Below are 14,551 nucleotides of genomic sequence, written 5' to 3'. Positions count from 1 at the left end.
TTATTCTCCAAAATAATTAAAATGAATTGAAACGACTAAATGAAATGACGTTTAGATTTGGATGTTCAGTTTGAGGAAAGCTCGATGTCGTAAAAATTTGGTCAACCAAGCCTTCAAATACGTGCATACCTTTACTAAAGATCCCGTGAGTCACATATAAAATCACATGTTGGCAATTTAATTTTTTTAACTCTTGTGCAATACCAATAAAAGTTGCACCACCATCACAAATATCGTCCGTGATCACAGCTGTTTTGCCCGTTAAATCAGTTGCGTTGACTTGAGCATTCTGAATTTTTCCTGTGACGGCATCACGTTTTTTTTCACAGTAGACCATTTCGATTTCGTGATCTCGTAAGCTATTGATGACTTTGGCAATCATTTTGGTCCGTTGTTTTGCACCTGCATCTGGACAGATTAAAACGGTGTCTTGAGCAATTAAAATGTCTTGTAACTTTGAATTTTGCAGAATGATTTCACTGGGTTGAACATTCTCAATCTCAAAAAAATGGGTATTTTCATTTAAAAGTTTTTCAGTAACACAACTATGTGCATCCCAAACTTTGATTGATTTACGTTGTTGTGGAAATTGTTCAGTATTGATATTTAATAATTTTGTCATTAGTTCTAATGAGAATGCCTGTCCCATCGCACAGATTCGATCTTGGCGTGCGTATGGAAAATAAGGGATTTCCAAATCAATTTCTAAACCTTGATTGAGTAATACATTTTCAATTAACAAGTAATCCATCAAATCTTGCGTGTTACTGATTTTGGCTTGAATCTGAATTTGCCCTTTCAACGTTTTTAACGTATCTGCTGAAATTTGAACATGTCGTTCACCACCCGCAAACTGGATATTTTGAATAGGGATAATATTGTTGTTTGAATCTTTGACTTGGATAGACATGTTGCTTATACCTATAAGGTGGCTTATTGCCAATACATATATAGTGTCATAAAGCCTATTTAATTATCAATATTACTTTACAAAAGATTACAAACCTGGGTATTAGATGCTTTTTGATTGGATTTTTATTTAAGTCATTGTTTTATTTTGTAATATTTGGTGTGTGAGAGCATGCTGATTTTTAATGCTGTCTGTTATTCGAGATTTAACAGGTTTTAATCCCTAGACATTTATTATGTAAGAAAAAGCAGGGGATCGCTAAAAGACGATAGCTATATAAAAGACAGCTACGATAAAAAGCCCTTACTATAAGAAAACATGTACTTTAAAAAGTCAGGAGGGATGATTCATTCGTTGAAATATTCATGTTCAACTGATACAGAACAATAAATCTTTTAAAAATCAAAAAATGCTCATGTGGAGTAAATCATATTGGTATTGAAAGTTCCTTCTCCACCTTTCGAGAAGGTTAGGATGAGGAACTTTTATGTTGAACTCAGTTTTTAAAAGGGCTTTTGAAAGAAGCCGAATAAAAATATTTTAAAATGATTAAAATTATTGAAGGCTGTTAAATAAAGTCGCTCTAATCCAAGAACACGCTAAAGTTTTCAACAGATTCACGCGGGGTAATAAATGTATTTACAATATGGTCTGGATCGGCATAACCCAATACAACAGCACAGACTAACTCCTCATCATCAGGTGCATTGAGTACCTCTAAGACTATACGATGAAAATGATTCCATGCAGCTTGAGGACAACTGTCTATACCACGTGCTTTTGCTGCAATCATGACATTTTGCACCATCATGGAAATGTCCATTTTAGCGCCTGTTCCCATAATTTTATTTACAGTAAAATACAACACAATAGGTGCATCAAAAAGCTGATAATTCCTTAAATGTTGCGCCGCCATTTTTTCTTTTTCGCTTTTTTGAATCGCCAAAAGTCCATACAGCCCCCAACCATTTTCACGACGACGATCAATAAACGGTGAAATCCAAGTGGTCGGGTAGTATGAAAAACTTGCTGTATGCTGTTCGGCGAGTTCTGGTAGGGTAAATAATTCGATTTGTGCAGCACATACACGGTCAATCATTTCTTGGCGCTTATTACCAGTAACTACATATACTTTCCACGGTTGGGTATTTGCTCCAGATGGTGCACGACATGCGACATTTAAAATATCTTTAATAATGGCTAAATCGATAGGTTTATCCAAAAAAGCACGCACTGAATGACGGCTTGTAATTACTTGATCTATTACTTGAACCTGTTCGAAAAACATAAAAATCCTTTATTGGTCTAGTTTTCAATCAAATAAACTATATACGATAGTCGTAGAGGGGTTATATTCATTTTTTGAAATTTTAGCTAAGCCTTAGATTATATAATGATTATAGAAATACTAATCTGAAAAAAGAATTGAAATTAAAGTCTTATTCGATAAAACTGATTTAATAAAGGGGTTGAGTTACGCTAGATTACAAAGGTGTAAGAATTATACACAAATTGTTACTTTTGGGTTTTAACTTAGTTTCAACGCTTTCATAATTTAATAGCAAGCATATATGTGCAAAGTTTTTTTTATGTGGTGTCTGAGAAACTACTGAAGAAAACAAGAAAAACTGATTTTTTAGCAAAGTATTGGGGTTAAAAGATCAAATTGTACGGATGCACATCATAAATAAGGCTAGGAGTATTTAATGAGTCTATTCACAAATCGCAAGTCATTGATCGTCAAAAGTTTAGCATTAACAGTAACAGCTTTGATGGTAAATACAGCTCAAGCTGCTACTGACAGTCAAGAGATTCAACAATTACGCATTGAAGTTCAAGAATTAAAAGCACTTCTTCAGCAACAACAACAGCAAGTGAGATTAGTTGAATCTAAAGTTCAAGCAGCACCATCTTCTTCATCAGTTGGCTTAAAGTCTAAGTCTGGTGCAGATATCAATATTTATGGTTTTGTTCGTGGTGATGCCAACTATATCATTGAAGGCGGTGATGACGACTTCAACAAAATTAGTTCAACTACTGGAGAAGCGAAAGACAAACTCCGCGCGACAGCAAAAACAACACGTATTGGTTTAGATTTTAATACGCCAGTAGGTGATGCTAAAGTTGGTGGTAAAGTTGAAGTTGACTTTGCAGGTAACGGTGTAAATGAAAACCTTCGTATTCGTCATGCTTATTTAACCTATAACAACTGGTTATTCGGTCAAACAACATCTAACTTCCTGTCTAGCCATGCGCCAGAAATGATTGACTTTGCAACTAACGCAGGTGGCGGTACTACACGTATTCCACAAGTACGTTATGCATACAATCTGGCACCAACTACAAAATTATTGGTTGCTGCTGAAGAAGGTAATAGTGCTGGGGCTACAGGTACAGCAGTTAAATATAGTCTTCCTGTGTTAACAGGTAAAATTACACAATCATATGCTGATGGCAACGGTAATGCGTCTGCACGTGTTTTAGTGGAAAACTATAAAGATAACAATGCTGGCAAAGATAAGACGGGATGGGGTGTTGCACTTGGCACAGACTTTAAAGTTGCGGATCCTTTAAAACTTTTTGCTGATGCATCTTATGTGGTGGGCAATAGCAATTACCTATACGGCAGTAACAATGCTTATGCTATTGTAAATGGCGATATTGAGCAGAATGAGTTCACTGCACTTCAAGTGGGTGGTACATATAAAATCTTACCTAATTTGCGTTCGACTTTAGCATATGGCGCATTGTTTGCTGACAACGGTACAGATTTTGCGAAAGCAAACCAAAACGCGAATGAAAAAATTCAACAAGCTTGGTTAAACGTGATCTATTCTCCAGCGAAACCGATTGATTTAGGTATCGAGTATATCAACGGTAAGCGTGAAACTTTCGCGGGTCAATCTTATAAAGATAACCGTGTAGGTTTAATGGCGAAATACAATTTCTAATTCCAGCTTAGAAATTTATTAATCCCAAAAACCGAGGAATGCTCCTCGGTTTTTTATGCATGAGTATTTATAAAAGAAATAGATAAGAAAAAAATATAATTTAAAATGATAGCTAAAATTGTAAAAACGTAAGACATTTGCTTAAAAAAATGCATAATTAACCCACTTTTTTTCTATGTTCATATTATCGTATAGATAAATGACCTGTTTTGGCCTGTTCTTGTAAAGCGAATGACTTATGAGAACTGTATTTCTCATTGTTTGATGAAATGATCTTTTATCAATAATAGGAGTAACATCATGACCATTTTCTTTTCTAAATTTTTGCAGCATTGCAATTCTGTTTATATCTAATCGCTAATGTATTTATCGCGATGAGCCTTTTTGATTTTCAATGTTGAAAATCTGCTTTTTATTTTAATTTTTTGTTGTATATATCAGGCAATTAGGTAATCACTAAATCTGAGTGATTTTAAGTCTGCTACTATTATGGAATAGCATTTCTATACCTATACAACAAAAAATCTAGCCAAAGAATGGACAATTACTTATGGAATTTTCTTTTAATGCCTTCTATACGTTGATTGCAGCAGTCATCGTATTGTTATTAGGTCGTTTCCTGGTCAATAAGATTGATTTTCTCCGTAAATATAATATTCCAGAACCTGTTGCTGGGGGACTTGTTGCCGCAATTTTGTCTTTACTCATCCATAATTTTTGGGGTTATAGCATTACCACGAGTAGTGAATTACAAACCAGTTTCATGTTGGTATTTTTCGCTTCGATTGGTTTAAGTGCAAATTTTGCAAAATTAAAAGAAGGCGGTTTTGGTTTAGTCATTTTTTTAATTTGTGTTGCTTCATTTATTGTCGTACAAGACTTTGTTGGGATTGGGTTGGCAACAGTCATGGGGCTAGACCCACTGATTGGTCTGATTGCAGGTTCAATTACGCTCACAGGTGGACATGGTACAGCAGGTGCTTGGGGTGAGATTTTAGAAACCCAGCATGGTATACAAGGTGCTTTAGCGTTGGGTATGGCGAGCGCAACGTTTGGTTTAATTATTGGTGGGATCATCGGTGGTCCATTAGCCAAGTTGCTGATTAACCGTTATCAGCTATCGAACCCAAAAACACAAAAAGAAGTGGATGAGACCAATCAACAAGCCGTTTCTGATCTTGGGGAATATGTTCCATTTGAGTATCCACACCAAGTCCGTTTGATTACTGCAGATAATGCGATTACAACATTGGGACTTTTTGCAGCATGTCTGGCTTTTGCTGAATTCATGACCGGTTACAGTAAAGGGCAATGGTTTGAGCTACCAACATTTGTTTGGGCATTGGCTGGGGGCGTTATTCTTCGTAATGTACTTGAAGGCATTTTAAGAGTTAAAATGTTTGATCGCGCGATCGATGTATTTGGTAATGCAGCACTCTCACTCTACCTTGCGATGGCTTTACTTTCATTAAAACTTTGGCAGTTAGCAGATTTAGCAGGGCCATTGGTGATTATTCTGAGTGCACAAACATTAACGATGGCTTTATATGCCGCCTTCGTGACATTCCGTGTAATGGGAAAAAATTACGATGCAGCTGTATTGGCAGCAGGGCATTGTGGTTTTGGTATGGGTGCTACACCAACAGCTGTTGCAAATATGCAAGCCATTACCAATATGTATGGCCCTTCACATAAAGCATTTTTGATTGTTCCACTTTGTGGTGCATTTTTTGTCGACTTAATTAATGCAACAGTGATTCAATTGATTCTAAAATTTATCGCTTAATTTATGTTTAGATTTAAAAAGCCAGTGATATCACTGGCTTTTTAAATGAAATTTAGCAAGGCATAATGAATAAATAAAAGACTAGGAATACTGATAAAAATTGAAATTTTAAGTTCTAAACTCAACAGCATTAAACAGGTGGTGACGATATCTAATGGATTTTCCATGCTTTTTTGTAGCATAGGGATAATCACAGACAGGACAAATCCAACAACTGCAGCATTGATGAGTATCACAGAATTTTGAATATAAGGATTCACAAGTTGCTTAGACCAGTAAGGCAAAGCTAAAAAAACAAAGAAAAAAGAAGGTAAAAAGATCAACAGTGTTGTTATGACAGCATTTACAATGGGAAAAGTTGTAAGGGGCAAATATGCACCAAGATAACTGGCAAAGCTAAAGAGTGGTCCTGGCATAAATTGCGCAAGTGTGTAGCCTAATTCAAAATCTTGTTTGCTGATTAGGCCTGTATCGACAAAATCTTGCTGAAGCATGGGAAGAACCACATGGCCACCACCAAAGACTAAAGCACCTGTTTTATAGAAACTAAAACTGGCTTGAAATAGTAGCTTGTTGGAAAAAAGCATTGCTACGCACAGGGCAAAAAAAATTGAAAAAAAGCCAATCAACCAGATTGAGTTGTGATGATAAGAGCTCGGTAATACATTAAAATTTGCTTGCTGATTACCACTAGCAAAAACATTTGAATCCTTTTGAATATATTTAAATCGTGTCATTAAAATGGCTAAAATAGCACTACCAAGGATAATCGCAAGTTGTAGCCATGCATTGGAAAATAAGAGTAGCAACACAGTACTGACCAGCATTAAGGTAAATTGTAGTTTGGTTTTACAATAGCTTTTAAACATCTGTAAAAAAGCAAAGACTATAATTGCTAAGATGATTGAGTGAATTGTTGAAAATAAGGCTAGATTAAAAACTGGATGCTGCTGAATGAATCTTGCTAAGCCAAACATTAGCAGTGCTGATGGGAGAGTAAATCCAATCCAAGCGACAATTGCGCCTAAATATCGATGTTGTAAACAACCTATAGCCATGCCCATTTGACTACTACTTGGGCCAGGGAGCATTTGGGTAAGTGCAAGCAGTTGATCATATTGCTGCTCATTTAACCAATTTCTTTTCTCTACAAAAGCTTGTTTAAAGAACACTAAATGCGCCGCTGGACCGCCAAAACTACTACAGCCTAATTTTAAAAAAATCCAAAAAATTTCAAAAAGTGTGGGCATATTTTTAGGATTATTTTAGACATTGATTTTTAAAATCTAATCGAAAATCATGACAGAATAAATAAATACAACAGCAAATCATTGCAAATTATGCTTAGATACAGGCGAATTTAGATTGTGCCATGATCTGAGAGTATATGTCATTGTTAAAGAAAATCTTTGCTTCTTTGTTTTGTGGTTTGTTACTAACTGCATGTGCACACTCACCCGAAAAAAAATCGCAAGCTGGTATATTGGCATCACAACAGGTTTTGGAAGCCTCTTCGCGATTGGACTATACTTTTTATCAATACAAACAATTATCAAAGAAAAAACCTGTGATTGCCTTGGTCTTGGGCAGTGGAGGCGCGCGTGGATATGCACACATTGGTGTAATTGAAGTGTTGGAGCAACATGGTATTAAACCTGATTTTATTGTTGGAACAAGTGCGGGAAGTATTGTTGGTTCAATTTATGCCAGTGGAAAATCGCCTGAACAACTACGCCAAATTGCACTCAATATGAAAGTGGGTGATGTACGCGATTTTAAAATTGGCATGAAAGGTTTTTTTGATGGGCAAAAAGTTGAAGATTATGTCAATAAGCAAATCAATCAAATGCCTTTGGAAAAAATGAAAATACCTATGTATGTTGTTGCTACAGAATTACAAAATGGTGAAAAGACGATTTTTAATTATGGTAATACAGGTCAGGCTGTGAGAGCTTCTGTATCTATTCCAAGCATGTTTATTCCTACCAAAATTAAAGGTAAGGAATATGTTGACGGTGGTTTAGTAAGCCCTGTACCTGTGAATATTGCCAAAGAATTAGGTGCAGATATCGTGATTGCGGTGGATATATTGGCACAACCTGTCAATACTGAAACGAGTAATGTCTGGGGGCTATTTAACCAAAATATCAATATCATGCAAAATAGATTAGCGGCTGAAGAATTAAAAAATGCAGATATTGTGATTCAGCCAGATTTGCGTGAAAAAGCACATATTTTTGATGTAAAAGGTCGTCAGGATACTATGCAAGCTGGAATGGATGCAGCTAATCAACGTATGCATGATCTAGACGTGGTTATTGCCAGTAAGAAAAGTATTGAAACTGCCCAACAGCAATTTCAAGTCCAGAACTAAGATCAACAGTTAGAAGTACTTTAAAATCCAACACCAAGTATTCGGATCAGAAAAAACCTAAATATAGAAATATTGTAGCAAACATGTTGAATAAATAGAAAATGATTGATAAACCAATAAGATATACTTCAAATAAATGACAGTGTTCATAATCATAAATTGAGAGAATGGTCAATTGCCGAATTAAACATGTTTTTTAGTTGAAAAGATATATAATAATAGACTTAAATCTCCTGCCAAAATAGAGTCTAGAATACGATGTCTCCATTAGATCAAATGATCCCAGCTACAGATGACCAGTCAGAATTAACCATGTCCGTTTTGATGACCCCAGATATGGCAAACTTTTCAGGTAATGTACACGGTGGAACCATCCTTAAGCTGCTTGATCAGGTCGCTTATGCATGTGCAAGTCGTTATTCAGGTAGTTATGTGGTAACACTTTCAGTCGATAAAGTGAATTTCAAAGAACCAATTCATGTGGGTGAAATGGTCAGCTTTCTTGCCAGTGTAAACCATGTTGGTCGTACTTCAATGGAAATCGGGATTCGTGTTGAAGCACAAAATATTCAAAAACGTACAGTACGTCATACTAACAGTTGCTATTTCACCATGGTGGCTGTAGATGAAAATGGTAAACCACAACAAATTCCAGCTTTAAATCTGGATAATGATTGGAAACGCTGTCGTTTTGAAGCGGCTGAGCAGCGTAAAGTGGCACGTTTACAAGAAAATCATCATCCTTCTTGTAGTATTTATAAAAAAGCTTCAAATAGTTAATTGATTAAGTTTCCCCCCTCGTTGCCAATGAGGGGGCGCTTTAGGTAATCTCAAAATTAAAATGAAATGTAGTCAGCTTGATGCGCTATATTTGCCAGCACTAAGCGATTGACATTTAAACAAATGGTTAACCTGTCAAAAAAATCAAACACAAGAATATAATTTCTTTTAATTAATATTTAAATCAAATCAACTGTATAGCGGAATAAATTGTTTGATTTTAAAAAAGCTTACAATGACCCACACTACATTCAAAGTTTAAATACCTTTGAGTAGGCGATGCCTCACTTATGTAGGAGATGCCAGACCTTGCGCTGCAAATAAAGCATTGCTTTGTTTTTGCTCATGGAAGAGGGCTATACCGCCGAACGGCGACATCCCTGTCGTCCCACGGTAGGATCACCATCTACGATTCAAAAGTAAAAAAACGAATTGATAACCAACAGTTTCAAAATTTCATACAAAAACATAAGCTTCATTTATGATCAATGACTTGATGCAAATCACTTATATGAATAATTAGGTGGCTTTGACAATAAATTCAAACGATAAAAATTTGATAAAAACAGTTCCACACTTTTAATTGACTTTGTTAAGAACACGTCCATCTACCGTCATGCTCCACATCCCATTGGCAGTTTGTTGCGGTGCTTGAGAAACTTTAAACTCAGTTGAAAGTGGTCCAATGCCAGCACTAAAGTTATTGCCTTCAAATTTAGAAATTGGTGCAGATACAGATGAGCTTGAATTAGGTTGTTTATTGCTATATTCAACGCGTCCTTCAGGCGTAATCATCAAATTTACACTGCCATCCTCACTTTGCCATGTGCCTGAGTAGTTTTGTTTGTCTGTCGGTAATGGTTTGCTACATGCAACAAGTAGGGTGCTGATGACGCCTAAACCGATCAGTTTTTTTAACATTTTAAATTCCTCGTAAGTCTGGATATGTCAGGTTTTAATTATAAATTTACAAACTGATTTAAGTGCAAAAGAGTATATATGAATTATTCAAAAATCCTCTCTATACTAGAGTTGAGCAAAATGAAGCGATACAGGCATTGAGTTTTTAAACTTTAGGTTAATATTTTTTGAAATCTTAAAATATGGAATCTATTTATATGAAATAAAAAAATTAATTCTTTTTAGGATCAAAAATTACAAATCAGAAAGAATATAAAGTTATCAAATTTCTTTTCTAATAATAAGAAAGCCAGATTTCGATATGTTGGGTCTAATTGTTTAAAGACAGCAAAGATCAAGTAAAAGACATTAGAAAAATAAAAAGACTAAATCGCAGCATGATCTAGTCTTTTTATTCAGATTGTCTTTTCAGACAACCCAATTGCTAACTCGGGAGGAGAGTTAAATCTTATTGACCTGCTTGAGGAGCAGAAGTCGCTGGAGCTTCAGCAGCGCTTTCAGTCGCAGGTTGAGCTGTAGGTTGACCTGCAGCTTGAGTATCTTCAGTTGCAGCTGGTTGTTCTTGAGTTGATACAACAACTTGTTCAGCTTCAGTTGCAGCTGTATCAGTAGCAGCAAAAGTTGAGAAAGCAGTGAAAGCAAGTGTAGTAGCTAAAAGTGTTTTAACGAGTTTCATTTTGGCATCCTTAATTCATTGAATTGATCGTATAACGACCTGTGAGAGCGTCAGTTGTTAAATGCGTTGCTGATCACAGGGAGTAATGTCATGCTAAGTGCAGATGAAAAAATGGGCAACCTAAGCAACAAAGCGTAACAGGCTGGTTTACATGTTTAAAACAAATCATTGTATTATGTTGTTTTTTTGTGATCTATTGACTTCTACACATAGGTAAAAGTGTATGTAAATATGAAAAGTTGATTAAAAAACACACTGCATTGTTACTTACTCTAAACATTCATTATGCAATCTTTATGAACCTGGTATTGGAGTTTTGGATTGTTTTTGTAAATTTAATTTAAAAAATAGATGTTAAACCTGAAACTATTGGCAATTTTTCAGTAATAATAAGAAGAGTCACAATATCTATCTATTTCTTTCATTTAATATGCTGGGTCGATCCTTTGAAGATTTTAAGCCAAAAAACAGTCAAAACTCATATTATTTCTGGTTTTTTAGGGGCTGGAAAGACCACCTTATTACAGCATTTACTTCAACAGAAGCCAGAAAATGAAACTTGGGCGGTTCTTATGAATGAGTTTGGACAGATTGGTGTGGATCAGCAATTGTTACCACAAGACTCAGGTTATGAAGTAAAAGAATTACTCGGTGGTTGTTTATGTTGTGCAGGACAATTGCCTATGCAAATTGCCTTGTCTCGATTGATTTATGATAAACAACCCGATCGACTATTTATAGAACCTACAGGCTTAGGTCATCCCGCTCAACTTTTGGCACAATTGACTGAACCGCAATGGCAAGCGCAAATTGATATGCGTGCGTTGGTGACAGTAATCGATGGGAGTCGCTTACATGATTCTGAATGGGTGAATCAAGCGCATTATCAAGATCAGTTAAAAGCTGCACAAATTGTTGTGGTTTCGCATGCAGATAGCATGTCTGCGTCTGATCATGAGGTATTAAACCAGTTTAAAAATGATTACTTTGCTTATATTCAAACTTGGGTATTGGCAGAGCAGGGTAATCTTGATATTCAACAGCTGGATCTATCACATCAAGGGGGGGAGAGAAAAGTTGTACCGCTGATTCAAGTGCAAAAGCAATTTAACCCCGATGAAGTACTGCCTGTGGTTAAACAATTACCTTATCACTATGTTGAAACGGCTAATGGGTATACTGTTGCTGGTTGGAAATTTTCAAAGCGTTGGCAATTCGATTTTTATGACTTGTTAGATGTCTTGTGTGAGCAAAAAGACTGGTTGCGCATCAAAGGGATATTCAATACCAATCAAGGTTGGATGACATTTAATTTTAATCCTGAAAATTTGAATTATAAATCGGGTGAAGAAAGCTTGGATAATCGGATCGAACTCATTAGCCAGCACAATCGTGATTGGGAAAGTTTAGAAACGGCTTTGTTGAATTGTCGAATTGATCAGGCGGAAAAAACGCAGTAATCCTTTTGAAAATCTTATAGACTGTGCGCCATATTTAAGAACTTTTTGGAACTTTCATGGCATTAAAAGCAACAATTTATAAGGCTGATCTGAATATTGCCAATATGGATGTGCATCAATATGGTGATTATCAATTCACGATGGCATTACATCCGTCTGAAACGATTGAACGTTTGATGGTACGTGTATTGGCATATGCTCGCTTTGCAGATGAACGTTTGGAATTTACCAAAGATTTATTTGAAACTGATGAACCTGCTTTATGGGAGAAGGATTTAACCGGACAGTTGATTAAATGGATTGAAGTTGGTTTGCCTGACGAAGACAAAGTTAAAAAAGCGGCAGCGCGTTGTAAAGAAGTGGCTGTGATCGCCTATGGTTCAGCCGTTGCAGAATGGTATAAAAGAAGTTCTAAACTCAAAACATTGTCAAATGTTCAGGTATGGCAATTGTCTGAGGCGACGACAACAGCAATTCAAGCTTTATGTCAACGCACCATGCAATTGCAATTAAATGTTATGGATGGTGAGTGGACCTTGATTGGTGATGATGCTCAAGCTGTGATTGAATGGACACAGTTACAGTAAGCATTGTTGTTCAATAAAAATTGACAAGAAAAGCAAGCGAATCGCTTGCTTTTTTTTACTCAAATTTCGTATACCTAGAGTGATAAAAATAGCTATGTAGAAAATCAATGAATAATGACATCTACCACTTACTTATGGCTTTGGCGATTGGTGCAATTATTGGAGCAGAGCGTGAGTATCGCAGTAAGTCGGCAGGATTGCGAACTATGATTATGGTGAGTTTAGCATCCTGTTTATTCACCATACTTTCAATTAAAATTGGAGTGCAAAATCCTGATCGTTTGGCTGCAAATATTCTGACTGGCTTGGGCTTTTTAGGTGCGGGGGTTATTTTTAAAGATGATAATAGAATTTCTGGGATTACTACAGCAACAACGATTTGGATGGTGGCAGCTTTAGGTATGGCCGCAGGTGCTGGTTATGAATATTTAGCATGTGTTGGTACAGTACTGGTATTGGTTGTTCTCGTATTTCTTGTCTATTTTCAAGAGAGAATTGAAGCCATTCACCAATCGCGTAACTATAGAATTTTATGTGATTATCAACAAGAAACTTTAGATAAATATGAGGAATTATTTAAACAATACCATATGAAAATTTTACGTGGCGTGCAAAATAAAACTGAAAAACAGATTGTTGGGCGCTGGGTGTTAATAGGATCTGCTCAAAATCACAAAAAACTCACAAACTATTTGCTTTTAGATCAAGAGATTAAAGAGTTAAGCTTTTAAAACAAGAAAAAGTGTGCTTGATTTATTCAATTTTTTATTCATCAAATTTTCAGCTTAGCGATTTAATCTAACGAAATGTATAAGTATTGGAGTAAACCGATGCGAGATCCTTATGAGCGAGTTATTCATTTTAATCAGTCGCGAGATGAGAAATTTCTAGCAATTAAATATAAATTAATGGCGAGCAGTGCTTTCCGCTTTTTTCGTGGTTCATGTCATTTATATTATGAAGATTTAGCAAGCCAACAAACATGGAAAGATCAAACCATCACTTGGATCTGTGGTGATTTACATATCGAGAATTTTGGTAGTTATCGTAGTCGACATCAAGTGGTTTATTTTGATTTAAATGATTTTGACGAGGCAATTTTGGCCTATCCAACGTGGGATGTGTCCCGTTTTATTTGCAGTATATTTCTGGCTGGCAAAGAGCTGAATATCGGAGACGATGATTTAAAATCTATCGCGGAACAACTGGTAGATGAGTATTTAAATGCACTTCGAATAGGGAAAGCTTATGCAGTAGAAAAAGAAACCGTCGATGGTATTTTAAAGAAATATATTACAACAGTTTCTGAGCGTGATCCTGTGGCATTTATTGAATCGCGTTGTTCTTTAGATAAAACAAGTGAGCGGCGTTATTTGGTGATTGATCAGAAAAAATATTTTAAAATAGAGTCCAAAAGCTTATATACAGCACTGATAAAAACATTTTCTGAGGATTTAAAAACACTCAAGGCGAAAAATCAATCAAATTTTCAAGTATTAGATGTCGCATTCCGTATTGCGGGGACAGGAAGTATTGGCTTAAATCGCTATGTATTCTTAGTCTATGATAGTGAAAATAAAACCCATACTTTATTCGATATGAAACAGGCTCAAGCTTCCTCTTTGAGCTTGTCTCCATTTCTAAAAATACAACAACCAAAATGGGATGATCATGCGCAACGCATTCAATTCATTCAAACACTCATGCAGTATCAAATACCGGCTCAGTTATCACGGCTAGACTTTCAAGGACAAGCGTATATTGTCAAAGCATTACAACCTGAACAAGATAAAATTGATTTTAAACAATGTGTAGATAAACCTAAAAAATTTACCGATGCCTGTTATAACATGGCTCGATTAATTGCTTATGCTCAATTACGTTCAACAGGGCGTAAAGGTTCTTCAACAGCAGATGAATTAATCAATTTTGCAGAACAAGCAGAACTTTGGAAAACGCAGTTGTTGAAATACACGTATAATTACGCCCAACAAGTTGAGCAAGATTATCAAAGTTTTTGTAAAAGTTATGCTGAATATCGTAATGAACAAAAGACAGTGATGAGTAAAGCTTTGCATAAACCCGAATGATGAATAGGAATAATGT

At 35.8% G+C, this 14,551-nt stretch carries 12 protein-coding genes and 1 pseudogene; 8 read left to right on the top strand and 5 right to left on the bottom strand.

The features are described from left to right. Window positions 1–16: 16 nt before the first annotated feature. Both AC4CVF_RS14385 and AC4CVF_RS14380 read right to left on the bottom strand, forming a co-directional pair. Window positions 17–910 carry a phosphoribosyltransferase family protein gene (locus tag AC4CVF_RS14385; protein ID WP_336952877.1) on the bottom strand — a complete coding sequence of 298 codons (894 nt, stop codon included), beginning with the start codon at window positions 908–910 and terminating at the stop codon, window positions 17–19. A 583-nt stretch (window positions 911–1,493) separates the two neighbouring features. Beyond that, window positions 1,494–2,198 carry a nitroreductase gene (locus AC4CVF_RS14380; protein ID WP_490789631.1) on the bottom strand — a complete coding sequence of 235 codons (705 nt, stop codon included), beginning with the start codon at window positions 2,196–2,198 and terminating at the stop codon, window positions 1,494–1,496. 418 nt (window positions 2,199–2,616) lie between these two features. On the opposite strand from AC4CVF_RS14380, the gene AC4CVF_RS14375 reads away from it, so the two are divergent. Next, on the top strand, window positions 2,617–3,861 hold the full coding sequence (locus AC4CVF_RS14375) for a DcaP family trimeric outer membrane transporter (protein ID WP_490789630.1): 1,245 nt from the start codon (window positions 2,617–2,619) through the stop codon (window positions 3,859–3,861). A 550-nt stretch (window positions 3,862–4,411) separates the two neighbouring features. After that, a complete protein-coding gene (gene gltS, locus AC4CVF_RS14370; protein ID WP_336952874.1) occupies window positions 4,412–5,647 on the top strand; it encodes a sodium/glutamate symporter in 1,236 nt (411 codons plus the stop codon). A gap of 41 nt (window positions 5,648–5,688) precedes the next feature. Here the strand turns inward: gltS and chrA are convergent, their stop codons facing one another. Next, window positions 5,689–6,897 carry a chromate efflux transporter gene (chrA, locus tag AC4CVF_RS14365; RefSeq protein WP_490773675.1) on the bottom strand — a complete coding sequence of 403 codons (1,209 nt, stop codon included), beginning with the start codon at window positions 6,895–6,897 and terminating at the stop codon, window positions 5,689–5,691. A gap of 245 nt (window positions 6,898–7,142) precedes the next feature. Between chrA and AC4CVF_RS14360 the strand changes: the two are divergent. Both AC4CVF_RS14360 and AC4CVF_RS14355 read left to right on the top strand, forming a co-directional pair. Then, window positions 7,143–8,021, top strand: a pseudogene (locus AC4CVF_RS14360) (patatin-like phospholipase family protein); the annotation flags it as partial. 258 nt (window positions 8,022–8,279) lie between these two features. After that, a complete protein-coding gene (locus tag AC4CVF_RS14355) occupies window positions 8,280–8,801 on the top strand; it encodes an acyl-CoA thioesterase (protein ID WP_336952872.1) in 522 nt (173 codons plus the stop codon). A gap of 579 nt (window positions 8,802–9,380) precedes the next feature. Here the strand turns inward: AC4CVF_RS14355 and AC4CVF_RS14350 are convergent. After that, window positions 9,381–9,722, bottom strand: a complete 342-nt coding sequence (locus tag AC4CVF_RS14350; RefSeq protein WP_336952871.1) for a hypothetical protein — start codon at window positions 9,720–9,722, stop codon at window positions 9,381–9,383. 448 nt (window positions 9,723–10,170) lie between these two features. Then, window positions 10,171–10,398: a hypothetical protein gene (locus tag AC4CVF_RS14345; RefSeq protein WP_336952869.1), complete on the bottom strand. Its 228-nt coding sequence runs from the start codon at window positions 10,396–10,398 to the stop codon at window positions 10,171–10,173. Between the two features lie 446 nt (window positions 10,399–10,844). Here AC4CVF_RS14345 and AC4CVF_RS14340 point away from each other — a divergent pair, with 446 nt between their 5' ends. From AC4CVF_RS14340 to AC4CVF_RS14325, 4 genes are all read left to right on the top strand, one after another. Further along, complete coding sequence (locus AC4CVF_RS14340) at window positions 10,845–11,858, top strand: CobW family GTP-binding protein (RefSeq protein WP_336952868.1); 1,014 nt, start codon at window positions 10,845–10,847, stop codon at window positions 11,856–11,858. Between the two features lie 56 nt (window positions 11,859–11,914). Continuing rightward, a complete protein-coding gene (locus AC4CVF_RS14335; protein WP_004722682.1) occupies window positions 11,915–12,445 on the top strand; it encodes a YaeQ family protein in 531 nt (176 codons plus the stop codon). A 107-nt stretch (window positions 12,446–12,552) separates the two neighbouring features. Then, window positions 12,553–13,176, top strand: a complete 624-nt coding sequence (locus AC4CVF_RS14330; protein WP_419327583.1) for an MgtC/SapB family protein — start codon at window positions 12,553–12,555, stop codon at window positions 13,174–13,176. Window positions 13,177–13,275: 99 nt separating this feature from the next. Then, window positions 13,276–14,535 (top strand): DUF2252 domain-containing protein, encoded by a 1,260-nt coding sequence (locus AC4CVF_RS14325; RefSeq protein ID WP_419327584.1) that lies wholly within the window; start codon window positions 13,276–13,278, stop codon window positions 14,533–14,535. The last annotated feature ends 16 nt before the right edge of the window (window positions 14,536–14,551 follow it).

The organism is Acinetobacter sp. LipI_19 (assembly GCF_058242925.1).
Note: the sequence above shows the minus strand (reverse complement) of the source record. Positions and strands in the feature narration are given on the sequence as shown.